At 47.7% G+C, this 23371-nt stretch carries 20 protein-coding genes, 1 tRNA gene and 1 rRNA gene; 7 read left to right on the forward strand and 15 right to left on the reverse strand.

Annotated features, from left to right (window positions below):
* Together EYB30_RS09070 and EYB30_RS09075 are read right to left on the reverse strand one after the other, a co-directional pair.
* A 16S ribosomal RNA gene (locus EYB30_RS09070) occupies nt 1-67 on the reverse strand; the annotation flags it as partial.
* Between the two features lie 503 nt (nt 68-570).
* The gene (locus tag EYB30_RS09075) at nt 571-1701 is read right to left on the reverse strand and encodes a peptidase C39 family protein (RefSeq protein WP_166838613.1); all 1131 of its coding nucleotides are present in this window, start codon (nt 1699-1701) and stop codon (nt 571-573) included.
* 164 nt (nt 1702-1865) lie between these two features.
* Here EYB30_RS09075 and EYB30_RS09080 point away from each other — a divergent pair, with 164 nt between their 5' ends.
* Nucleotides 1866-3332: a RimK family protein gene (locus EYB30_RS09080; RefSeq protein WP_166838614.1), complete on the forward strand. Its 1467-nt coding sequence runs from the start codon at nt 1866-1868 to the stop codon at nt 3330-3332.
* Between the two features lie 180 nt (nt 3333-3512).
* Here EYB30_RS09080 and EYB30_RS09085 read toward each other — a convergent pair.
* From EYB30_RS09085 to EYB30_RS09105, 5 genes are all read right to left on the reverse strand, one after another.
* Nucleotides 3513-3598 (reverse strand) — tRNA-Leu (locus EYB30_RS09085).
* Nucleotides 3599-3721: 123 nt separating this feature from the next.
* Nucleotides 3722-4672 carry an isopenicillin N synthase family dioxygenase gene (locus EYB30_RS09090; RefSeq protein WP_166838615.1) on the reverse strand — a complete coding sequence of 317 codons (951 nt, stop codon included), beginning with the start codon at nt 4670-4672 and terminating at the stop codon, nt 3722-3724.
* 15 nt (nt 4673-4687) lie between these two features.
* On the reverse strand, nt 4688-5896 hold the full coding sequence (locus tag EYB30_RS09095) for a NupC/NupG family nucleoside CNT transporter (protein WP_166838616.1): 1209 nt from the start codon (nt 5894-5896) through the stop codon (nt 4688-4690).
* Between the two features lie 20 nt (nt 5897-5916).
* Nucleotides 5917-6549 (reverse strand): uridine kinase, encoded by a 633-nt coding sequence (udk, locus tag EYB30_RS09100; protein ID WP_166838617.1) that lies wholly within the window; start codon nt 6547-6549, stop codon nt 5917-5919.
* Between the two features lie 114 nt (nt 6550-6663).
* Complete coding sequence (locus EYB30_RS09105; protein ID WP_241698001.1) at nt 6664-9900, reverse strand: TonB-dependent receptor; 3237 nt, start codon at nt 9898-9900, stop codon at nt 6664-6666.
* Between the two features lie 310 nt (nt 9901-10210).
* Here EYB30_RS09105 and EYB30_RS09110 point away from each other — a divergent pair, with 310 nt between their 5' ends.
* Nucleotides 10211-11335 carry an endonuclease/exonuclease/phosphatase family protein gene (locus EYB30_RS09110; RefSeq protein ID WP_166838619.1) on the forward strand — a complete coding sequence of 375 codons (1125 nt, stop codon included), beginning with the start codon at nt 10211-10213 and terminating at the stop codon, nt 11333-11335.
* A gap of 28 nt (nt 11336-11363) precedes the next feature.
* Here the strand turns inward: EYB30_RS09110 and rlmM are convergent, their stop codons facing one another.
* The 6 genes from rlmM to mutY form a co-directional block, all read right to left on the reverse strand.
* Nucleotides 11364-12446 carry a 23S rRNA (cytidine(2498)-2'-O)-methyltransferase RlmM gene (gene rlmM, locus EYB30_RS09115; protein ID WP_166838620.1) on the reverse strand — a complete coding sequence of 361 codons (1083 nt, stop codon included), beginning with the start codon at nt 12444-12446 and terminating at the stop codon, nt 11364-11366.
* A 1-nt stretch (nt 12447) separates the two neighbouring features.
* Nucleotides 12448-12822, reverse strand: a complete 375-nt coding sequence (locus tag EYB30_RS09120; RefSeq protein ID WP_166838621.1) for a DUF423 domain-containing protein — start codon at nt 12820-12822, stop codon at nt 12448-12450.
* The gene (locus EYB30_RS09125; protein ID WP_166838622.1) at nt 12797-13423 is read right to left on the reverse strand and encodes an alpha/beta family hydrolase; all 627 of its coding nucleotides are present in this window, start codon (nt 13421-13423) and stop codon (nt 12797-12799) included. Before EYB30_RS09125 ends, EYB30_RS09120 begins: the two co-directional genes overlap by 26 nt.
* On the reverse strand, nt 13416-14351 hold the full coding sequence (locus EYB30_RS09130) for a transcriptional regulator GcvA (RefSeq protein WP_166838623.1): 936 nt from the start codon (nt 14349-14351) through the stop codon (nt 13416-13418). The genes EYB30_RS09125 and EYB30_RS09130 overlap by 8 nt, the downstream gene beginning before the upstream one ends.
* Before the next feature lie 93 nt (nt 14352-14444).
* Nucleotides 14445-14717, reverse strand: a complete 273-nt coding sequence (locus EYB30_RS09135) for an oxidative damage protection protein (RefSeq protein WP_166838624.1) — start codon at nt 14715-14717, stop codon at nt 14445-14447.
* Between the two features lie 2 nt (nt 14718-14719).
* Nucleotides 14720-15799 carry an A/G-specific adenine glycosylase gene (gene mutY / locus EYB30_RS09140; RefSeq protein WP_166838625.1) on the reverse strand — a complete coding sequence of 360 codons (1080 nt, stop codon included), beginning with the start codon at nt 15797-15799 and terminating at the stop codon, nt 14720-14722.
* A gap of 129 nt (nt 15800-15928) precedes the next feature.
* On the opposite strand from mutY, the gene trmB reads away from it, so the two are divergent.
* The 3 genes from trmB to EYB30_RS09155 are packed head-to-tail and all read left to right on the forward strand — an operon-like array spanning nt 15929 to nt 17991.
* Nucleotides 15929-16654: a tRNA (guanosine(46)-N7)-methyltransferase TrmB gene (gene trmB / locus EYB30_RS09145; RefSeq protein WP_166838626.1), complete on the forward strand. Its 726-nt coding sequence runs from the start codon at nt 15929-15931 to the stop codon at nt 16652-16654.
* On the forward strand, nt 16655-17665 hold the full coding sequence (locus tag EYB30_RS09150; protein ID WP_166838627.1) for a class I SAM-dependent methyltransferase: 1011 nt from the start codon (nt 16655-16657) through the stop codon (nt 17663-17665).
* A gap of 17 nt (nt 17666-17682) precedes the next feature.
* Nucleotides 17683-17991, forward strand: a complete 309-nt coding sequence (locus tag EYB30_RS09155; protein WP_166838628.1) for a hypothetical protein — start codon at nt 17683-17685, stop codon at nt 17989-17991.
* Between the two features lie 10 nt (nt 17992-18001).
* On the opposite strand, the gene EYB30_RS09160 is transcribed toward EYB30_RS09155, so the two are convergent.
* Nucleotides 18002-18400: a DUF3293 domain-containing protein gene (locus tag EYB30_RS09160; RefSeq protein WP_166838629.1), complete on the reverse strand. Its 399-nt coding sequence runs from the start codon at nt 18398-18400 to the stop codon at nt 18002-18004.
* A 145-nt stretch (nt 18401-18545) separates the two neighbouring features.
* Between EYB30_RS09160 and EYB30_RS09165 the strand changes: the two genes are divergently transcribed.
* Both EYB30_RS09165 and arcA read left to right on the forward strand, forming a co-directional pair.
* The gene (locus tag EYB30_RS09165) at nt 18546-20177 is read left to right on the forward strand and encodes a sensor histidine kinase (RefSeq protein WP_166838630.1); all 1632 of its coding nucleotides are present in this window, start codon (nt 18546-18548) and stop codon (nt 20175-20177) included.
* 189 nt (nt 20178-20366) lie between these two features.
* Nucleotides 20367-21074 carry a two-component system response regulator ArcA gene (arcA, locus tag EYB30_RS09170; RefSeq protein ID WP_166838631.1) on the forward strand — a complete coding sequence of 236 codons (708 nt, stop codon included), beginning with the start codon at nt 20367-20369 and terminating at the stop codon, nt 21072-21074.
* A gap of 4 nt (nt 21075-21078) precedes the next feature.
* Here the strand turns inward: arcA and EYB30_RS09175 are convergent, their stop codons facing one another.
* Entirely contained in the window at nt 21079-23367 is a 2289-nt protein-coding gene (locus tag EYB30_RS09175; RefSeq protein ID WP_166838632.1) for an ATP-binding protein, read from the reverse strand.
* Nucleotides 23368-23371 lie beyond the last annotated feature (4 nt).

Raw genomic sequence — 23371 nt, forward strand, 5'->3', positions numbered from 1 at the left:
GCTCGACTTGCATGTGTTAGGCCTGCCGCCAGCGTTCAATCTGAGCCATGATCAAACTCTTCAATTAAAAGTGTTTGCTGCCTTTCGGCAAGCTCAGCTTACTGACTTAAAACATATTTCTATGTAGTCACTTCACTGATAAATTTCATTTTGTGAAATCCATCATAAGTGCCCACACAGATGATTGATTGCGAATTGTTAAAGAGCGTGCTTCGCTTAGAAGCGGGAGGCGTATGTTACACTTCCCAGATTTTAAGTCAAGCGTGACGATATTTCTTTTTTAAAACACATCGTCACACCAGACTTTTTATCTCGTTTCACCGCGTTAGTTACCACCGTGAAGCGAGGGCGCCATTTTAGTGATTTAAGAGAGCCTGTCAAGCGTCTTTTTAAAAGATCTTTGCGAACCGTCTTATCTCACCCGAAGCCTGCTAAGTGCAGCGCCCCGTGGCATGGCGCGCATTATAGGGTGTTTTAAAACAGGCGCAAGCGGTTATTTGAGAAAATCTGCCACTTTTAGATCGTTCGCTGATTAATTGCACAAAACGCCTTGAAAGCAGACAAAAAGCATCAATTTTTACCGCTTTTGATAACTACCGCAGCTTTAAGACGGCTTTTGCCATAACTGAAGGCCTTAAGAAATACCGAATGCTCAACCGGAATATATTGCCGCTCTGCTGCAGATAACCAGGGAATGTCTTCCGTGTCCGGATCATTAATATAGACAAAATGCTCGTCTATCGCGCAGACAACCACCCAATGCGGCGCTTTGCTTTTATCAAACTGCCAGGTACTGATAAGCACCAACAGCAAAGCGCCATTCTGCAGTAGCTGTTTTATTTTACGGATACCAAGCTCTGCACGATGCAGCACTATGCCACTTTGCTCAACTTTTTGCCGATATGAAGCATGCACCCGCTGCAGTATGGCTTTTTTAACTTCACTGCGCACTGTATCAGTAAAAAGCGGCCCCTCTTTATTTAAGTAAATCTCAACATCAAACCCTCTGTTATATGCCGCCAGCGCTAAGCCCCTTGGGCCACAGCCGCCATGACCTGACGTCATAAAAATGGTAGTAGCCTCGCGCCAGATATCAATCTCTAGCGCAACAGGGTCAAACTTGCCTGGTTGAAAGTAATTAAACGCCATCAGCAGGCAGGCAGGACCGCAGGTAAAAGGTGTGGTTTGTGCTATATAAGGTACCTGACGATTTACCGACGCATTGTCAAACTGGATAATCTGTTTTTGCATACAGATAGCATCTGAGTGATCTTCGTAAAAATCATGCTTAACGGCAAATTCGTGGTAACTCAGTTTCTGATATAAACGGATAGCAGCAGCATTGTCATACCTTACTTCCAGCCTTAGTAGCACACAGTTGCGTGCCGCCGCCGCTTTTTCGGCATGTTGCATAAGCAACTCTGCTATGCCCTGCTTTCGACAGGTTGGGTCTACCGCCAGAGAATACAACCTAGCCAGGCTGGTGCCTCTGCGGTATATCAGCAGAAAGTACCCTATCACCTGCCCCGCACGCTCAACCAATAGCAAGTCGCTGCGTTTTTCTGCAATAAAACGTTTAAAGCTGCGCAGGCTGATACGGTCAGCCGTAAAACACTTATGCTCTAGCGCCAATAAGCTAGCCGCATCAGACAGGTTAGCATTTCTAATAGATAACGTAGCCTGAGCTGTGGTTAACGTCATAGCTGCACTCATTATTGCCTTTGGCTGATTTTTAACTAAGTTTAGGATAACAACAGCTAAACAAATGAAAAGCCAACAAGAAATTTAACTGTTGTGGTGCAGATTTATTCGCTGTTAATTTTTGTCTCAGCACGACATGCTTTGGTAAAACGTCAGGAGTGGCCATGGCCAAGCTTATTATCGTAGTCGACAAAGCCCAGGATTGGGCGCCTTTTCATCAGTATGATGGCGTAATGACGTTACCGGCCTATTTGAAATGGTCGGCGAAAAACAAGCAGCGCACCCGGATAATTAATCTATGCCGCCAGGCTCAATACCTCGGTAGCGGCTACTACTGCTCATTGTTGGCAGAAGCACGGGGACATCATGTAGTGCCTTCGGTACGGGCATTTAACAAATTTAATCGTCACGAAATAGCAGATATTGCCGAAGAAATTCCGGGCACCATTCTGACGCAGTTAAACAAAGCTTTAGCTGATGAAACGGGCAGCCAACTTATTTTCAATATTTACTTTGGTGAAACCGAACATAAGGCGCTGAGAAAAGTCGCCGGCTACCTGTTTGAAGCCTTTACGGTGCCCATATTGCGCGTGGAGCTGCAAAAGAAAACCAGCTGGCAGGTAAAGACATTAAAAATTGGTAGCGTGCACAAACTAAATGAGCAAGAGCAAGGCTTGTTTGGCAATACATTAGAACGCTACAGCCACAAGATCTGGCGGCTAGAGCCGACCAACCGAAAATACAAGTATGACCTAGCGGTGTTAGTTGATCCAAAAGAGAAGTTCCCGCCCTGCACCCCCAAATCACTGGAGTTGTTTAGTAAAGCAGCGAAAAGAGCGGCTATGGATACCGAGCAAATAGGTGCCAAAGACATTCACCGACTGGCAGAATTTGATGGTTTATTTATTCGTGAAACAACCGGCGTCAATCATCATACTTTTCATATGGCATTAAAAGCTGAACGCGAGGGGCTTGCAGTAATAGACGACCCCAACTCTATACTGCGCTGTGGTAATAAAGTGTATCTGCAAACTTTGTTTGAGCAGCACAAAGTACCTATGCCGGACGGCATTATGTTATTTAAACAGGATGAAGATAACCTGGAGCGCGCTGCCGATACGCTCGGCTTACCACTGGTACTGAAAATTCCGGATGGCAGCTTTTCCCGCGGCGTAGTGAAAGTGAAAACCCTGACCGAGCTGCGCTCACAACTGAGTGCGCTGTTTGAGCAAAGCGCAATTATCCTGGCACAGCGTTATACCTTTACTGAATATGATTGGCGTATCGGTGTACTAAACGGTATGGCCATTTTTGCCTGTAAGTATTTTATGGCACGCAATCACTGGCAAATTTATAAACATGGCAAAGCCAAAACCGAAAGCGGTGGTTTTAGCACCTGCGCTATTACTGAAGTGCCGGCGCATGTACTGGATGCTGCCATCCGCGCCTGCGCCCCTATCGGTGACAGTTTATACGGCGTCGATATAAAACAGGATGGAGATAAAGTTTACGTGATAGAAGTGAACGACAATCCGAATATTGACGACGGTGTAGAGGATTTATATCTTGGCAATAAACTTTATGACATGCTGGTAGAAGACTTTATCCGTCGTATCGAACTAAAACGTTAAGTCTGGGGGGCACAAAAATGTCCGGAACATTTTTCACTCGCATCATCCCTAATGCTCGCCTTCGGCAGCAGAGCTGTGCAAAACGGCTATCCTGCCGTTATGTGGACCGCAATCGGCTGGTCCCGAAGGGATGCCTGCAAGGATTGCAGGCACAAAAAAACCGGCGATAGCCGGTTAATTTGGTGCAGATGGAGAGACTCGAACTCTCACGCCTTGTGGGCACAAACACCTGAAGCTTGCGTGTCTACCAATTCCACCACATCTGCGTTATGTTTTGCGCTCAGCGCTTAACATGGCGTGCAGTATAGCGACTTTATAAAAGCAGTCAACTAGCAAACTGCACATTTTCATCCGTTTTGTATCGTTCGGGCAAATACTAAGCAAGATGCTTAGTATTTCGCCTTTTTCAGTAGTCCAATCTCTTCTAAACGCTGCATTAAGTAGTCGTTCGAATTAATTGGCTCTGGGTAACGGTTAGGTCTGTCAGCACTGATACACGTTTCCAGCGTCTTTATCACATAATCCGGGTTCGGATGCATAAAGAATGGAATCGAGTAACGCGGCTCACCTGCTGCCGCACCTGCAGGGTTCACCACTCGATGCGTGGTTGAAGGTAACACATGGTTTGTCAGGCGCTGCAGCATGTCGCCGATGTTAACCACAATAGTGCCTTCGATAGTGGTTACCGGCAACCAGCTACCGTCACGACGCAGGATTTCAAGACCTGCCTCGTTAGAGCCAACCAACAAAGTGATAAGGTTAATATCTTCATGCTGGCCGGCACGGATTGACTGCGTACTGGTGTCTTTAATCGGCGGATAGTGAATTGGCCGCAAAATAGAGTTACCGTAATTTACTTTGTCGGCAAAGTAATTTTGCTCCTGCCCCAAAAATAGCGCCAGCGCTTCCAGTACTGTATTACCCAGCTTTTCAAGTTCTGTATACAAAGCGTAAGTTGCTTGTTTAAAGCCCTCTACCTCTGTAGGCCAAACGTTAGGATATAAACATGGATGCGGCGCCGGGCCATCCAGTTCACGACCAACGTGCCAGAATTCTTTTAAATCCGGATGATTAGAGTCTTTTGCTTTCTCCACACCAAAGCCGGTATAGCCGCGCGCACCGCCCTGACCAGGCATATGGTATTTCGCTTTAACGTCATTGGGTAAAGCAAAAAACTGTTTGATTGCTTTATATGTATTCTCTACCACTGTGTCAGAAATACCATGGCCACTAATGCCGCAGAATCCAAACTCAGTGTAGGCCTTGCCAATTTCGGCAACAAAGTTATCTTTGTCGGTGGCAAACCGTCTTATATCTAACGTTGGAACTTGCTGTGTCATATAAAAGACCTGTTTTTAGCCTAAGGAAAAGAAGAACCCTGCTATTGCAGCGCTCATCAAGTTCGCCAAAGTTGCAGCGAGCAGCGCTTTTAAGCCCAGCTCTGCAATATCAGCGCGGCGACTTGGTGCCATACCGCCCAAGCCACCTAATAAAATGGCAATTGACGAGAAGTTAGCAAAACCACACAAGGCAATAGTAACGATTACCTGAGTATGGGCACTTAACTGCTCCTTCACCTGCACAAAGTCGAGGTATGCGACAAATTCATTAATCACCAGTTTCTGGCCAATAAAACTACCCGCCAGCCGCGCTTCATCCCAGGACACGCCCAAAATAAACGCCAGTGGCTGGAACACATAACCAAAAATCACCTGTAGTGTTAAGCCTTCAACACCAAACCAACCGGCGATACCACCGATAGCACCATTTACCAGCGCAATTAAACCAACAAAGGCTAACAGCATAGCACCTACATTTAACGCCAGCTGCATACCGCTGGAAGCACCGGCGGCAGCGGCATCTATTAGGTTAGTATGCTGGGTATCGGCCTTGATCTCGTTTAACTCATTCTTTGGCTGTTCTGTTTCCGGCAAAATTAACTTTGCCATTAAAAATCCACCCGGCGCCGCCATAAAGCTGGCCGCTATCAAATACTTAAGCTCAATGCCTAAACCGGCATAGCCTGCCAACACTGAGCCGGCAACAGAGGCCAGGCCGCCAACCATAACGGCAAACAGCTCCGAGCGGGTCATTGTAGGGATAAAAGGCCGTACTATTAACGGTGCTTCAGTTTGGCCAACAAAGATATTTGCCGCCGCCGACATAGACTCCGGCCGGCTGGTGCCCAGCAGCTTTTGCAAGCCGCCGCCGATAATGCGGATAATCCAGGTCATCACGCCTATGTGGTACAGCACGGCAATTAATGACGAGAAGAAAATGATGATCGTCAACACGTGGATGGCAAAAATAAAGCCCTGTGATTTGCGGCCAATATCACCAAACAAAAACTCGATACCCGAGGTGGCGTAACTGATAATATCAGCAACGAAAGTTGAAATGCTGTACAGCACATCCTGGCCAAAGGGCACATAGAGTACAAAGGCACCAATCGCCAGCTGAATAGCAAAAGCACCGCCTACGGTGCGCCAATTAATGCGGCTGCGGTTGGCTGATGCAACATAGGCCACCAGTAACAGGGCGACAATGCCCACTAATCCCATCATAGTTAATTCCCTGATTGTTATTATTCTGCCAGTAACTGGCGGATTTTTGCTTTTATTATGTCAATGGCAATCTGGTTTTTACCACCACGGGTAACCACCAGATCAGCATATTGTTTGGAAGGGGCGATAAACTCAAAAAACGCTGGCCGTACTGAGGTTTCGTATTGCTCGGTTACCGAACTTAAACTGCGGCCACGCTCTTCTAAATCGCGCTTAATCCGCCGTAATAAACACACATCCAATGGCGTATCCATAAATACGCTGATATCAAACTGCGCGCGTAATTGCTCGTCAGTTAGCAGTAATATACCTTCAACCAAAATCACTTTGGCCGGCTGCACGGTAATGGTTTCTTCAGTGCGGGTATGCGTTTTGTAGCTATACTGCGGCATCTGTATAGCTTTGCCGCTTCGCAAAGAACGCAAATGCGCTGCCAGTAGCTCGTGCTCAAAGGCCGCCGGATGGTCATAATTGGTCAGCGTACGCTGCTCAAACGACAAATGGCTCTGGTCGCGATAGTAAGCGTCTTCCGACAATATAGCGATTCGCTCACCACCCAACTCGGCTACCAGTTCCTGATATACCGTTGACGCAAATAGGCTTTTACCTGACGCCGACGCCCCGGCAATCGCAATAATGGTATTTTTTCCCACAGATTTATTCACTTTGGTAAAAATAAGCCGGTAATTATCGCTAAAAACACCTTATTAAGAAATAAAAAAATGCCCGCAAATTGCGGGCATTTGATTCTTTAATGCAGAATGTGATTAGAACTTGTATTCAAAGCCTAAACGCATGCTCCAAAGTGATGGCTCACCTGAGCGGCCTTGCACCGGGTCAACACGACCAGCATTGAAACGATTAAACTGATATTTGTTGTCAGCTGTTGCACTGAAATCAGCTACATTCACTGCACGTGGGAAGCTAGTCTCATACAGTACGCCCCAATCATCATTGATAAGGTTGGTTAAGTTATCAATAACAAAGAACACACTTGAACGATGGCCTTCAGCAAATCCCGGCAACTCTTGTTCGAAGCGGAAATCCACTTTTACCCACCAATCGCTGTTGAACTCGTTACGCGGCGCATAACCACCTGCATACTTGCTCAGACCTTCACGCTGTATAAAAGCAAAGAAACCGTCAGTATCAAATGGGGTAACAACACCAGTATCACGGTCTGTTACACTGCCAGCGACGAAGTTAGGATCGTCTACACCGGTTGGTACATAAAGCAACTGCCGACCAGTGAAGATATCGCCATTGCCGTTCATCGTGAAGCTGTACGGGCGACCTTCATTAGCAGAACCAAACAAGCTGAACGTCGTATCATAACCATCCAGCAATTCCATTTTATAGGTTGCACGTAAAGTGAAACGATGTGGAATTTCATAGTTTGATTTTGCAATTCCCGGATTCTCAAAGTCAGCGGTTGCCAGGTTGCCATAGTTTGAATACGCCACTGAACTGGTCATCGGGTTGACGTCTTCAGAGTCGGTGTAAGCGTAAGCTGCTGTAATATCCAGGCCGAAATCATAAGACTTACTGACCGAGATAGATGCAGATAAGTTAGCGCCTGAATCACCATTTACATTGGTCAGTAAAAACGCTTCAGGAACGCTACGAGGAATTGACGGGTACAGCGGACGACCGTCAGGTAATACGCCAATGGCACCGAACCCACCCGCTTCAGAGCGACGTAAATCAGATACAATAGCCGCATCTTCTTTTTTGGTGTAAAGCAAGTCTGCCATCACCACGTAGCCACTGTCGAAGGTGTAAGTTGCACCTAACGCATACTTCCACTCTTTTGGTAACTTAAAGTTAGGATCTAACGCATTTACCGGCCCCCGGCCTGCAGCTTCTGAGACTTCATCAAATAATTGCTGAGGAATGTCAATCAGCGGGTTGCCTGCACCTGTGTGAGGAATATCAAACAAAGTGTTATCAGCACTGAAGAAATCTTCAGGGGTAGAGGCCTGATACAGCGAAATACCGTTGTTGGAATAGTTATTAGACAACCAGACATTAGGGTTACCACCTGAATACAAGCCGATACCACCACGCACCTCAAGTTCAGGGCTGGCCATCCAGTTAATACCTAAGCGCGGTTGCAGCAGGCCTTCACCGTCCAGAGTAGCGTCATTTGCAAAGCCGTAGGTGTCAGTAAAGCTCTGGTTAACACGTGGCGAGTCACTGGTTGTGTACCAATCATAACGTAAGCCATAAGTCAGCGTTACGTCATGATCAACGATATAAAACTCATCCTGAACATAAGCCGTATTCACCGCATATTTAAACTGTCCGGCGCCATCAATTGGGTTATTCGTTCCGGCAGCGTTTTCATAGATGGCTGACGATGGAATACCAGCGGCAAAATCTTCTATAGAGTTAAATACGTACTCACCTTCAGTTTCCTGAATAAACAGGTTAAATACGTCGTACTGCTCACGCTCAACACCAAAGCTGATTGAGTGGTCGCCATACAGATAGTTACCAGCCAATTTAAAGAATGTCGTCTCGTAAGTTAACTTGTTTGAGTGACGTGAATCATCAGCGCCCAGGTAAACTGTTGGGCCAACGCGCAGTTGAATTTCACCAACCTCAGTACCGCCTAGTGGACTTACACGAGCGTCTAATTCTGAGTATCCAACACGCACTTCTGTTGAAAAATTATCCGTCCAATTAGAAAACACGTTGGCAACATAAGAGTTAAACTCTGCACCGCGCTCATAGAAGTGACCAGAAAACTCCAGCTCATCGTCATCGCCATCAGACTCGGCAATCGAGAAACCATCATTGTAGTTATAAGTGAAAGCAGCACGGTGGTCATCATTGATGAACCAGTCTAATTTTAATAAGATTTTTTCATCTTCTACCGGAATACTGGCAGGGAAGCCACCAGGCTCGAAACCATAAACATCACGGGCGATACGGGCAATTTCATCTACCTGAGCCTGGGTAATACCAGATACTTCACGTGCAGCGTTAGAGCCTTCAGGGCCACGGTCAAATGTCTCAGCGCCTTCTAACTTTTCATAAGCAGCAAACCAGAACAGTTTGTCACTAACGATGGCACCACCGCCATTAAAACCATAGCGACGTTCATTAAATGCGCCTACATTAATTTTATCGCCTTCCAGCTTGTCGCCTTGTAATGAGTCATTGGTGTAGTCAAAAAATACGCTACCGCTAAACTCGTTACCGCCTGATTTAGTTACCGCATTAATATTACAAGCCGTAAAACCACCATACTTAACGTCGAATGGTGCCAATTCAACCGCTACCTGCTCAATAGCATCGTAGGAGAAAGGCATACGCTCTGTCGGGTAACCACTTGAGTTTAAACCAAAGTTATCATTTGTACGCACACCATCAACTGTCAGGCTATTAAACCTAGGGTTTGCACCAGCACACTGGATGTCACCAGCGTTTGTTTCGTTGATATAAATTCGCGGGTCAACACGCACAACATCGCGTAAATCACGGTTTATTGCTGGTGTATTGCGTAAGTCTTCCAGGTTAAAGTTAGCTGCAGGACCGGTACCGCCGTAGTTTGAATTGCTAATCGCAGTTCCTGTTACCGCTATTCTTTCAACATCAGGCTGTTGAATAGTAACATTAATACTCTGAGTGTCACCCAGGGTTAAAAACACATTGTCGATTGTCTCTGTCAGGCCGTCAGCACCTTTTACAACCAACAGGTATGGCCCGCCTACTTGCAAACCACGGGCAGAGAAAGTACCGGTATCATTGGTTGTTAATGTACGGGTAGTACCGCTGCGTTTATCGGTAAGCGTTACAGTAGCATTAGCTACTGTGGTGCCAGCCTCAGTTGTAACAACACCGCGGATAGCTGATGAGGTTTCCTGTGCCAGAGCGATATTGCTTACACCTAAGGCGAGCGTTACCGCAAGAGCTATATTTTTAATTTTCATATCGTTTTTCACCTGGTAGTTGTAGGTATTTATCAAAATCCATTTGAATACATATGCTGTGTTCAATTTGGGAGATAATGGTAACTAACTCATATTACATTTTTTTTACGCCGATCCGATTAGCGGGAACTTTTTGTTCCTCTTATTGTCTTAGGCGACTGCCACATAAGTGTAACATAGCTGGTCTGAGTTGCGCACTATGTGACTTAAAATTGACTAAAAAACGACATCTTCTGCGATTTCATTCATTTACTGGTTTTTGTCGGTTAACCGCTTTATGCTAGCAACCCATGTTAACCTGCCTTAATTACCGATGACTAAAATGACCCTTGCGCTATGCTTAAGCGCGACACTCTGCCTTGGAGCTTGTTCAGCCATGAGCACCACACAAATCACCTTTGCGACCTTTAATGTCAGCATGGAAGCACAGAATTACCTCCCTGCCGGTGAAGCCGGCGATGGCACTGTGCTGGCAGAGTTACTTAAAACTGGCGAGCAGCCGCAAATTAGCAACATTGCCCATATTATCCAGCTGGTGCGACCCGATGTGCTGTTATTAAATGAGTTTGACTATATCGCCGACCCGGAACGCGGTATTAAAGCCTTTATCCGCAACTATCTGAACAAAGCTCAGGGTGCTGCAGAACCCATTGACTACCCTTATTTTTACTACGGTACCGTTAATACCGGCCAACCCAGCGGCTATGACTTGGATAACGACGGTAACGCCACTGATGTTGGAGCTGATGCCTGGGCCTTTGGTTTTTACCCTGGCCAATACGGCATGGTGTTGTTGTCAAAGTATCCGATAGATAGCGCCAAAGCGCGCACTTTCCAGCAGTTTAAATGGCGGGATATGCCCGGCTTTATGCCAACAAAAAAGGCTGATGGCAGCCCTTGGTACAGCCCAGAGGCCTGGGCGAAATTTCCGCTGTCGTCAAAAAGCCATTGGGATATCCCTCTTAACATTAATGGCCAAACCGTGCATGTTCTGGCCAGTCACCCTACACCGCCGGTATTTGACGGCCCGGAGAACCGCAACGGTATTCGCAACCATGACGAACTTCGTTTTTGGGTCGATTATTTAACACCGGAAAAAGCAGGCTATATCTACGATGATAGTGGCAATAAAGGCGGTTTAGCGCAGCCAAGCCGTTTTGTACTGTTAGGTGATTTAAATGCTTCAGCGGAAGGCGAAGGCGATGCTATCAATAGTGGCATCAGCGCGCTGTACAACCACCCGGCGATTAACAACAGTACACCACCCCTAAGCCAGGGCGGGGCTGAACACAGTCCGGACAACAAGCATGGCGCTTTTCATACCGCCGCCTGGCGCATGCGCGCGGACTATGTGCTGCCGTCAAAAGCCGGCTTTACCATCACCGACAGTGGCGTGTTATGGCCGGAAAAAACCAGCCCGTTATATCCGTTAGTCGGTTCGCGCGGCGCCAGCTCAGATCACCGCCTGGTATGGGTAAAACTTGAGTTAAGCGCTGATTAAATCAGCGCTGTGTCAGTGTGCTGCCGCGCTAAAAACGCTGCACCAGATTTTGCACATGCACCGTTACCTCTTCTCTATCATGGTATAAGTGCTTCACCTGCAGCCGGAATTTAATACCCGCATCGGTCAAACGCTGCTGAAACTGCTGCAAAATGTCAGTCACTGTTTCATAGCGTTTTTTCATTGGCAGTTTCAGGTTAAAAATCGTTTCCTGACACCAGCCGTTAATCAGCCAGTCGGCAATGCGATCGGCTACCCGCTGCGGTTGCTCAATCATGTCGCACACTAACCAATGGTTATTTTTCTTTTGTGGTTCAAACTTAAAACCATCCACCATTAAGTGGCGCACCTGACCGGTTTGCATTAAAGATTCGGCCATTGGGCCGTTATCTATCGCCGTAACCATCATACTGCGCTTTACCAGCTGATAGGTCCAGCCTCCCGGGCAGGCACCAAGATCAACGGCATTCATGCCGCCGGCCAGCCGTTTGTCCCATTCCTGTTTCGGAATAAACTGAATAAAGGCCTCTTCAAGTTTTAGCGTACTGCGACTGGGCGCTTCGTTCGGAAACTTCAGCCGCATAATGCCGTTCTCCAGCGGGCTGTTATTTTCCGGATACGACAGACCAACATAGCCTTGCTGGCCACTTAGCATAAATAAATGCAGTACCGGCGCTCTTTTTTGCTCTTTCAGGGTTAACACCCCGGCCTGGCGCAGTGCCTGACGCAGCGGCACTGTGAGCTTGCGCGCCAGTGTTGATAGGGTTTTGCCGTCATTCGTTTCCGGGTACTCAACCCTTAACTCACCGCAGCCAGCTAGCTCAGCACTGAGTACCGCTTCTATAACAGGTGCAATGCGGTCGGCCGGTGGCAGCGTTAGCAAAGGCGCTAACAGCAAACTCCATTGGCGGATAAAGATAAACTGTTCAAACGGATAGTCGCGGTAAAATTGTGCCAGACTGTCAGCATCATAGGCTTCAAAAATTACGTAGGCGCTGTCGTTGGTCAATTTGCAATAACCCGCCACATTATGCAGGCCAGCTTTATGCTGAATTTCTGCCGCGCATTCTTTTTCAAAACCGGCGCGGCAATACAGTAATAGTTGTTTCATGTTAACTCCGCCGCCAGGCAGTTATTGCGAGCAATAGCCAGGCAGCAATAAATAACTGGCCACCTATTGGCGCCAGCTGTGAATAATAAAACGGCAGGGCAAACACCCCGGCCAGTATAGTCCAGACGAAACACCAGAGCCCCAGATGCCACAGCAGTGCCACCAGCTTTGTCAGTTTAGCTGCACTTTGCGTTTGTCCTAACATCAACAGTGCCACAGTGTGAAACGCCAGCATTGCCAATGCACTAAGCAGCCTCGCTATCGCTTCCGCACTCAAACTGCCCTGCCATAAATGCATCAGTATTGCACTTAGCCCAACCACTGCAGCACCATATATGGCCGCTGCGCTGTTACTGAGTTGCCAAAAGTATTTCATCAATTTTCCTGCTACAAGACTGTGCCGCCTGCGCAATAAGCTGCTGCTGTGTTAAGCCGGTTTTTACCCGAGGTTTAAAATCATGGTCACCGTCTGACAGCCAGTGCAATACTACCCGTGGCCAGCTTTTATCTGCCAGCTCAGCGGCATTACCAAACGCATCACGCTCGCCCTGCGCAACAAACAGCGGACAGCCAAGAGCGCTGAAGTGCTCTGTGCGCCAGCTGAGCTTTTTCGGCGCATGAAACGGATAACCAAAAGCAAAAATGGCGTTGACCCTGCTGTTTGTACTTAGCAGACTGGCAACCCTGGCACCCATTGACTTGCCACCAATAAACAGCGGCAAATCCGCCGGACAATTTTCTATCTGCTGGCTGAACTGCTGCAACAATACAGGCATTTTATCCGGTAAGCTGCGTTTACCGCTGTCAAGAAAGCGCTGCATATACGCAAAGTTAAAGCGCCATACTTCAATGTGCAAAGCGGCCAGCTCAAGCGCCAGCTGCTGCATAAAATCACTGTTGGCTGCAGCGCCGGCACCATGTGCCAGCAATAACCGGGCTTTAGGCTCAGTGGCTTTAGCAATAATTACGTCAGTCAAGCGCCACCGCGTTAGTAAACTGCTGTTCAGCAAACGCCGCTTGTTCTGCCTCAACCATTTGTGTCATCCACTGGCGAAAGGCTGTAATTTTACCCAGTTCAGTTTGGCTCTCGCGGCATACCAGATAATAGGCATCTTTAGAAATCAGTACGTGGTTAAACGGCACTATTAAGCGGCCAGAGTTAATATCCGGCCGCGCCAGTACGTTGTGCGCCAATGCCACGCCCTGACCATGAATAGCCGCCTGCAGCACCATCGATGAGTGGCTGAATATCGGCCCCTGATTGACATTAAAGTGCTTAAAGCCCTGGGTCGTAAACCAGGCCTTCCAGGCCCGGCGCGAGCCGTCATGCAACAGATTATGAAATTGCAGATCGGTAGGCTCCAGCAGCGGTTTACTGCTGTTTAACAGCAGCGGCGAGCACACCGGCAATAAATACTCCGTATGCAGTTTATCAGCATGCAGATTACGCCAGGTGCCACGGCCATAATAAATGGCCACGTCCACATCATCAGTTAACGAGCCTTCATCCAGATCTACCGCTTTAATACGCACATCAATGTCCGGGTGTTGCTCGCTAAATTGATTAAGGCGCGGCACCAGCCACTGAATGGCGAAGCTAGGCTGCAGGCTTACCGTTAACGAACCTTTAGCGCCACGCGCCAGCAGCTTTTCGGTTGACTCATGCAATTGCAAAAAAATTTCTTTAATATCAAGAAAGTAGCTTTGCCCCTCTTCGGTTAGCAGCAAAGAGCGGTTTTTGCGCATAAAGAGCTTAAGGCCAAGATGATCTTCCAGCGCCTTAATCTGATGGCTGATAGCTGCCTGAGTGACATACATTTCTTCTGCAGCTTTAGTAAAGCTTAAATGGCGGGCAGCAGTTTCAAAGGCTTTTAACGCATTTAACGGAGGTAAGCGACGCGCCATAAACTCTCTTAGCTCAGCAAGCTAGTGATTAAAATATCTAATGCGAATTATAGCGCCGCTGCTGACACTTAGCCAGCAGCCTTTACACCGCAGTTACTTCTCTACCGGCTTATATCCTTCGATTTCAACATCTTCTCCCTTAAACAAGAAGGCTTCCATCTGCTCTTCTAATAGCTTTCTGTGTTCAGGATTCATCATATTTAGCTTCTTCTCATTAATCAGCATAATCTGTTTAGCTTGCCACAGAGCAAAGGCTTCTTTGCTAATTGAGTTGAAAATCTTTTTGCCTAACTCGCCCGGATAAAGTTGAAAATCCAAACCTGGCGCCTCTTTATTCAGATACTGACAAAAAACGGTACGACTCATCTTTACTGCTCCTTTGGGCTTGAAGCGCATTGCACTAATTGCTGAAACAGCTGCTTTGCCGGTGCTGACAAACCAACCTGTGGAATCTTGTCCATTGTAAACCAAGTTGCCTCTGATTGCTCCTGCACAACAGAAGGACACTGCTTAAGCTTGACCTGCAGTGGCATAATCCATAAATGAAAGTGGCTAAAAGTATGACGAAATGCAGCCAGTTCTTGCACCGAGTCAACAGCCAATGCATGCAGTGCCAGATAGCCGGTGCGCTCTTCTTCACTGCTAAATTCGAGAAAACCAAATAACCCCCCCCATAAACCAGTGGCAGGACGCTGTGAGAGCAACAGGTTATTTTCATGCTGCAGCAGTAACCAAAAACTGTGTTTTTCCGGTAGTTGCTTTTTTTGCTTTTTCCCGGGAAACAGCGCCTGCTCACCACGCAGCGCGGCTTTGCACTTTAGTTTTAACGGACAAGCTGCACAATCTGGCTTACTTCGACTGCACAGGCTAGCGCCCAGATCCATCATCGCCTGGTTAAATTCCGCAACTGTAGCTTGCGGCGTCACTTGCTCAGCTAACTGCCACAGCTGTTGCTCTACTGCTTTTTCTCCCGGCCAGCCAGCTATAGCAGCAAAGCGCGCCAGTACTCTTTTGCAGTTACCGTCTAAAATCGGATGATGCTGCCCCAGTGCCAGCGACAACACCGCGCCGGCAGTCGAGCGGCCAATGCCGGGCAGCGCCAGTACCTGAGCAAATTCGGTCGGAAACTCGCCACCGTGCTCAGCAACTATGGTTTGCGCCGCTTTATGCAAATTGCGTGCTCTGGCGTAATAACCCAGACCGGTCCATAAATGCAGCACCTGATCCAGTGGCGCTTGAGCCAGCGTTTTAACGTCAGGAAAGTGCTGCACAAAACGCTGAAAATACGGAATAACAGTCGCAACCTGGGTTTGCTGTAGCATCACTTCACTAAGCCAGGTCGTGTAAGGGCTTTTATTAATCTGCCACGGCAACGTTTTACGACCATGCAACTGATACCAGCTAACCAACTGATTTGAAAACCAAACTGCATCCTGATGCGACAACATAACGGCCTCTGGCTAAACAACTGCGCGCAGTATAAGCAGCGCGCCGGGCCTTGCCAACCATAATCGCGGTTGAGCTAAAGCCGCAATACAAGGATAATACGCGCCGTTAACGATTACGCGGAGCAACAAATGACAGACGTCAGCGCACAACAACACGATGACACAGCAGAAAGCCCAACCTATATGCGCAGGATCCGCTCCTTTGTGCTGCGTGAAGGCCGTTTAACCAAAGGCCAGCAACACGCTTTAGATAATTACTGGACCGACTATGGCGTAGATTACCAACCAAAGTTGCTTGATTTACCGCAACTGTTTGGTCGTGACAAGCCAAGAGTGCTGGAAATTGGATTTGGTATGGGTAAGTCGCTGGTGCAAATGGCTAAAGCCGCACCTGAGCAAGACTTTATCGGTATCGAAGTGCATCGCCCCGGTGTAGGGGCTTGTTTGTCAGAGGCTGTAGCGCAGCAGGTGAACAACCTAAAAGTATTTGAACATGACGCGGTAGAAGTGCTGGAGCATATGATTGGCGATAATAGCCTGGATACTGTGCAGCTGTTTTTTCCTGATCCCTGGCATAAAAAGCGTCACCACAAACGCCGCATAGTGCAGCCTGAGTTCGTGCAACTGCTGCGTCGTAAACTTAAGCCGGGCGGCGTGTTTCATATGGCGACAGACTGGGAAAACTACGCCGAGCATATGCTGGAAGTCATGCGTGCCTCTGAGGGCTTTAGTAACTTGTCTGCCGACAATAGCTATGTTGAACGCCCAGAACATAGGCCACTGACTAAGTTTGAACAACGTGGCCAGCGCCTGGGGCACGGTGTTTGGGACCTGATGTTTAAAAAGGAAAGCTAAATGCTAGCCAGCACCAGTCAACTGGTTTTACGCAACATCGAAGATCTCAGCGGCAAAGTACTGTTGGTCGAGCCGGCGGCAGATAGCCTGGCGCAGGAATTGATCCATCAGGCACCGCAGCTTGAGCTTAGCTGCTACAGCACTGATACCGCAGTAGCCACAAACTGGCAGCATAGCAACGTTAAACTGTACACCGATGTCAGCCCCAATTTCACCGACACTTTTGATACCGTAGTGCTGTTTTACCCGAAAAGCAAAGAGCAGCTCGGCTTTACCCTGGCACAAATAAAAACAGCCATTGGCCAGCAAACCCAGCTATTTGTTTGCGGCGACAATAAAGGCGGTATTAAAAGCCTTAGCAGTCATGCCGGCAAACTGGGCCTCAGTGCCAACAAGCTGGATAATGCCAAGCATTGTTTATGGTTTTCCCTGTTTGGCGATTTCAGTCAATTAGCTGACATCAGTGCCAGCAGCTTTACCATCAGTACAGCCGGTGAATCGCTGATTTTACACTCACTGCCAGGCGTGTTTAACCACGGCAAATTAGATACTGGTACGGCGTTACTATTAGATAACCTGCCACAGGTCAGTCACGGCACCGTGCTGGATTTTGCCTGTGGCTGTGGTGTGGTTGGCGCCATGTTAAAACGCAAACATCCGGCAATTGAGCTGTTTAGTTCCGATATCAGCCAGTTAGCGGTTAAAGCAACTGAACTGACTCTAGCCGCCAATGGCTTGTCTGGTAGGGTAATCGCTGCCGATGGTTTGCCTGACACCCCTAAGCTATTTGATTGTATTGTTAGTAACCCACCATTTCACACCGGTATTAAAACCGACTACAGTATTGTAGAGAGTTTTATTCGTCAAAGCGCACAGCGCCTGGCTAAGCATGGCAGCCTGACCATAGTCGCGAATAGTCATCTGGCCTATCTGGAATTATTGCAACAGGCATTTAAACAGGTTGAAGTGGTTGCCAAAGCGAATGGCTTTGTCGTCTATCGCGCACACTAACAAAAAAAGGACACACTATGCCCAGACTGGCTGTTTTGCTACTACTGCTAGGGTTATTCCCGGCGAAAGCAACAGACAGTTCTGGCTGCATCCAGGATGCTAAACGGCAACAGGCCTGCCCACATTTGTTATATCGGGCAGCCCAGCTTCCCGGTATGACTGCCGCTGCGGTTGTTTGTATCTGCGTTACTGACTTTGCCCCACTGCTGCAAGCGCCTGCTACTGAAACAGCGCGTATTCAGCAAAATATGGCCAAGCGGCAGTTAGAAGCTCAGCATGGTGAAAAACTGCAAAGCATACTGGATATGTTAAACCGTAAGCAGTAAACGTGCGGCGTTAATCGTTTAGCAGCACCATGCGTTCAGTAAAGCGGCCCAGCTTCTCCTCTTGCTGTGACAACAACACCGGCACTAAAAACAGCTCGCCCTGCTCTACCCAATAAATGGCATTTTGCTCAAATTGTAACGCCAGCTGAATCGCCTGGCTTTTGTCGCACAGTACTATCCAGCTTTTTTCCTGAAAGCTCAAATCCGGTGCGCTGCCAATTACTGAGCGATAAGGCAAGCGTTGCCGGTTCAGACAAGCTTGCAATTCGTTGTCACGACGTGAATTAAGGTATGGGTGTTCAGTTTGACCAGCGGGGTTTTGCGCACTGATAATGGCAAAATCGACATCACAATTTAACGCCTGATGACAAAGGAAAATACTCGTTTTATAACTTTCCCACAGGTTCATAAGCCAAACCCAAAGCAACAAGTGCTTCAACTATAAACTGCCTGGCTAAATTTGCCAGCCCGGTTTGCTAATTTCAGTTAATGTGCATAACATCAATGCAGGTAGAGTCCGCTAACCGGACAGTCGACGCACCAGAGATAACTGAATGATTGCCATAGATAAAACCACCTCTATTAAAAGTGCATTAATCTGGGTGATTATGCTGATCTGCAGTTTGACCTTGTGCCTGGCGATGGTGGTGTCGGCTACTCAGGACGTAAAGTTGCAGCACAAAAAGCTGGTAGCACAGCTGGAGGGCTATGTCAGCATTATTGCCTTTAACGCCAAAAGCAGCATCTTACTTGATGACGCTGACATTGAAGACAACCGGCTTAATTCTTTTAAAGCCGTGAATATGCTGCACAATATCCATATTTATAAAAAACAGCCTGATAGTGAACAGCTTAGCTTTTTTGCCAGCTACAACCGCGACGGCATAGGGCCATTTCCGGTGCAGTTTGACCGCGTACAGCAGTTTTTAACACCTTATATCAGCAATAATTATATCGAACTAAGTAAAGCGATTATCAACGATGACAAGGTGTTGGGTTATGTCTATGTGCGTGCCAGTCAGGAAGAGCTCAGCGCCTATATTCAAACCCGCATTCTGCTGGATATTCTGATTGCCTTAATCGCACTTGGCAGTGCTTTTTTTATCAGCACCCGCCTGCAGCAACGTTTTACCACCCCAATAGAAACGCTGCTTAGCGTGGTACAAAAGGTGTCGAAAGAGAAAAACTATCAGGTACGGGCGCCGATAGCACCGATTAAAGAGTACAACATGCTAAGCCGGGCATTTAACACTATGTTGGACCGCATAGAGCAACAAATCAGTAAGCTGCAGCAAGCCGAACAGGAAAACCGTCAGTTAACCCTCAGCCTGGAGCAAAAAATAGAACAACGCACTGATGCGCTGAAAACGTCAAATCAGGAACTGCTTAATACGCTGGCAACCTTGCATCAGTATCAGAATCAGATTGTAGAGACCGAAAAAATGGCCAGCCTCGGCCAGATGGTTGCCGGCGTAGCCCACGAAGTCAACACGCCTATTGGCCTGGGTGTCACGGCGTCTACTTTACTGCAGGATAAACTGGCCGATATTCAAAAAGCCTTTGATGAAAAAAAACTGACCTCATCCCAACTGGCCAGATTTCTATCTGAGAGCAAAGAAAATCTGGGTATTATTTATCGCAATATGGAGCGCGCCGCCAGCCTTATCTCCAGCTTTAAACGGGTAGCGGTAGATCAGTCTAACGAAAACCGACGTCAGTTTAATATGCTGCAGCTTATCAACGAAGTCTTGTTATCGCTGCGGCCAAACCTGAAAAAGACTCAGCATCAGATTATTGTCAACTGCCCGCCTGAGCTGGAGTTGGACAGCAAGCCCGGCCCGATAAACCAAATTCTGATAAACCTGATAATGAACAGCCTGATCCATGCCTTTGAGCATGTTGAACAAGGCGAAATTCAGATCAATGTTCAGGTAGCAAATAATAACTGCCAGCTGGTTTATACCGATAATGGTGCTGGCGTGCCTGAATCGATTAAAAAGCGCATCTTCGACCCCTTTGTTACCACAAAACGCGGTGAGGGTGGCAGCGGCCTTGGCTTGCATCTGGTGTATAACTTAGTTACCCAGGCGCTTAATGGTAAGATTTGTCTGGATAGCACTTTGGGGCAAGGCATTCGCATTCAAATTGACTTCCCTGTTATTGTTATCAGCAACAAAGCCAATTAAATCATAACCTTGAAAAAACGCCGTGCATTAATTAGCCGCCCAGAACATTAGATAAAGCTAATTGTTAACAAAAAACTTGTTAACAATTGGACAGATGGTTATAATTGCCTATTATTTGACAAATGCACGTCATCTATAAAACGTAAAAAACTTATAAATTTAACAAAATTCACATAAGGTTTAACTCCAATGCAAACACCTGTGATTCTTATCGTTGAAGACGAAGAAGTTACCCGCTTAAACCTGGTCAATCTGTTCCAGGGTGAGGGTTATGACGTGATCGAAGCTGTAAATGGCGAGGAAATGAATCAGAAGCTTACAGAAAATAAAGTAAGCCTGGTTGTCATGGATATTAATCTGCCGGGCAAAAACGGCCTGATCCTGGCGAGGGAGTTACGCCAGAAAGAAAATATTGGTTTAATCTTTTTAACCGGCCGCGACAGCGAAGTTGACCGTATCCTCGGCCTGGAAATTGGCGCTGACGATTATCTTACTAAGCCATTTAACCCGCGTGAACTGACTATCCGTGCCCGCAACCTGCTAAACCGTACTGTGGCGCAGCCAGTTGTAGAAGAGCATAAGAGTGTGGTTAAGTTTAACGGCTGGACCCTGGATGAAAACAGCCGTAATCTGACGTCACCTAAAGGTGTCGCCCGCCGTTTACCGAAAGGCGAATACCGCGCTTTACGTTTAATGCTGGACACACCGGGCAAAATCTTTACCCGTGAACAGCTGATCCGTCATATGACAGGCCGTGATCTGCGCCCGAATGACCGCACTGTAGACGTTACTATTCGCCGCATTCGTAAACACTTTGAATCAGATATCGACAGCCCTGAGTTAATCAGCACCATCCACGGTGAAGGTTACCGCTTCGTCGGTAAGCTGGAAAAATAACCGCTTACGCCTGTTCAATAAACTCAGACAGAGCAGCCAGGTGCTGCTCTGTTTTTAAGTGAAAGTCGACCAACTGCCGCTCCAATCCCTGCCAGCTTAACGGCTCCTGTTCAAAACGCTTAGCTTGTTGCTGCACCCAGAGTAAGCCAACTGATGCCGCGGCACCTTTCAGTTTGTGCGCAGCTTCCTGAAAGTCTTTCTGCTGGCGCTGTACTGCGGTTTCCATTAAACGGTTCATATAGCCCGGTAGTAGCTGAGCAAACAACTGCACACTGCGTTTCATCGCATCTTTACCCAACGATTGAATGTAGTCATTCAGCGTAGCAAAATCCAGCAACTGCTGCTCATCATCGCTGTCAGCCCTTGGTTGGTGCTGCGCTTTAACTGCGCTGGGCGAGAACAGCCTGGCTAGCATCTGATCAAGCTTGGTGGTATTAATCGGTTTTGCCAGGGCACCATCAACTTGTACGCCCGCAAGCTGCTGTTCCGCTTTGCGCACATTAGCGCTTAATACCACTATTGGCAGCGTCGCTAAATGCGCTTCCTGCCTGATATAATGCGCTATTTGCTCGCCACTCATATCCGGCAGCTGCATATCCAGCAGCACCAGATCGATATCGTCTTCCGTCTCCAGCAAGGCAATAGCGTCTTCACCGGTTTCGGCCAGTATTACGCTGTGGCCACGCTGCTCCAGCAATCCGGTGGCAATTTCAGCATTTAACGGCACATCTTCAATTAATAAAACCGTAAGCTCAGGGCAACTAATGGCCGCCTGTTGCTCTTGCTGCGCAATATCGGTTGGTAACACCACTGCAAAACGGCTGCCCTTGCCGATAACACTGCTGACGCTGATACGCCCCTGCATTGCCTCAACCAAGGCGCGGGAAACCGATAACCCTATACCGGAGCCGATAATACTTAAACGACGGCCATCGTTCGACTTGTAGTACATATCGAAGATCCGTTCTTGCTCCTGCTCCGCAATGCCTATACCGGTATCTTCGACAATAAAGTCCAGCTGGTTGCACTCGTCATTTAAGTTCCAACTTAAGGTTACGGTACCGGAGGCAGTGAACTTGACAGCATTATTCAACAGGTTCCATAACACCTGGCGTAACCGGGTCGGATCCAGCCGCAAGTAGTAATCCACTTTATTCGGGCCATTAAGCTGAAACCGCAAGCCCTTTTGCTGGCACAACAGCTCGGCAAAATTAGCGATATCATTAATAAACTGCCGCAGTGATACGCTTTGATAGACAATATCCAGATCCTGGCGGTCGATTTTATCTAAATCGATAATATCGTTAAAAATATTACCCAGGGTTTCAGCACTGCTAAAGATGGTATTAGCCCAGCCATGCTGCTGCTTGCTCAGCTTGCTCTCCAATAAACGCCGGCTTAAACCGACAATACCGTTTAGCGGCGTCCTGAGCTCGTGGCTTAAAGTGGCAATAAATTTGCCTTTATCCAGATAGGCCTTCTCCAGTGCCTGCTCAGCCAGCTTACGCGAGGTAATATCACGGCCAAAGCCCAGCAAACCTATGTAGCGGCCGTGCCGGTCATAGAATGGCACTTTGCGCATTTCAAACCACAGCAGCTGACCGTCTTCTTTAACAAACTCCACATCCAGCGTCAGCTCAGAGGGTTGCATATGCAGCTCGTGTTCAGTCAGGATTGCCGCCTGGGCACTGTCGTCGGTGTAGATATCCGCCGGATAGCGGCCAATCAGCTCGCTGGCCGGTTTGCCCATAATGGCTTCAAACATCTTATTGCAGCTGGCAAAACGACCCGTTTCGTCGCGGTAATAAAAGAGATCGGGTGAGCTATCCACGATAGAGCGGATCAGCAAGCTTTGCTCTTCCAGCTCAATCTGGGCTTTTTTACGTTCAGCAATTTCTTTGCGCAGCTCGTCAATAGCACGGCGTTTGGCCTGAAACGCCTTTTTCCGCTCTTCAATCTCAAAGTTCAGCTGACGAATATTGTCCTGCATGCCTTCATTTAATAAGCGCTCCTGATGTGCTGAATCTTCCAGATAAGACAGGGCTGCATCCAGGTGCAGTACCAGATAAAACAAAAAAGCAATAAAAAACGGGCCCAGTAACAGCGTGATACCGCTGGCCGCCAATACCTGCGGCAAGTTGACTTGATTACTGACCACTGTATTGAAAATCACCGTGGCCGCAACGGCAAATAGCAACAGCAAGAGCTGGCAAACCAACGCCAGCTTCAGCTTCCCCCATTTTCGCAGCCAACTGGCGAAGGCTTTAACCTGGGGATGAACCGGTCCTTGCATCAGG

It is taken from the genome of Rheinheimera pleomorphica, assembly GCF_011634895.1.
GTDB classification, from domain to species: domain Bacteria; phylum Pseudomonadota; class Gammaproteobacteria; order Enterobacterales; family Alteromonadaceae; genus Alishewanella; species Alishewanella pleomorphica.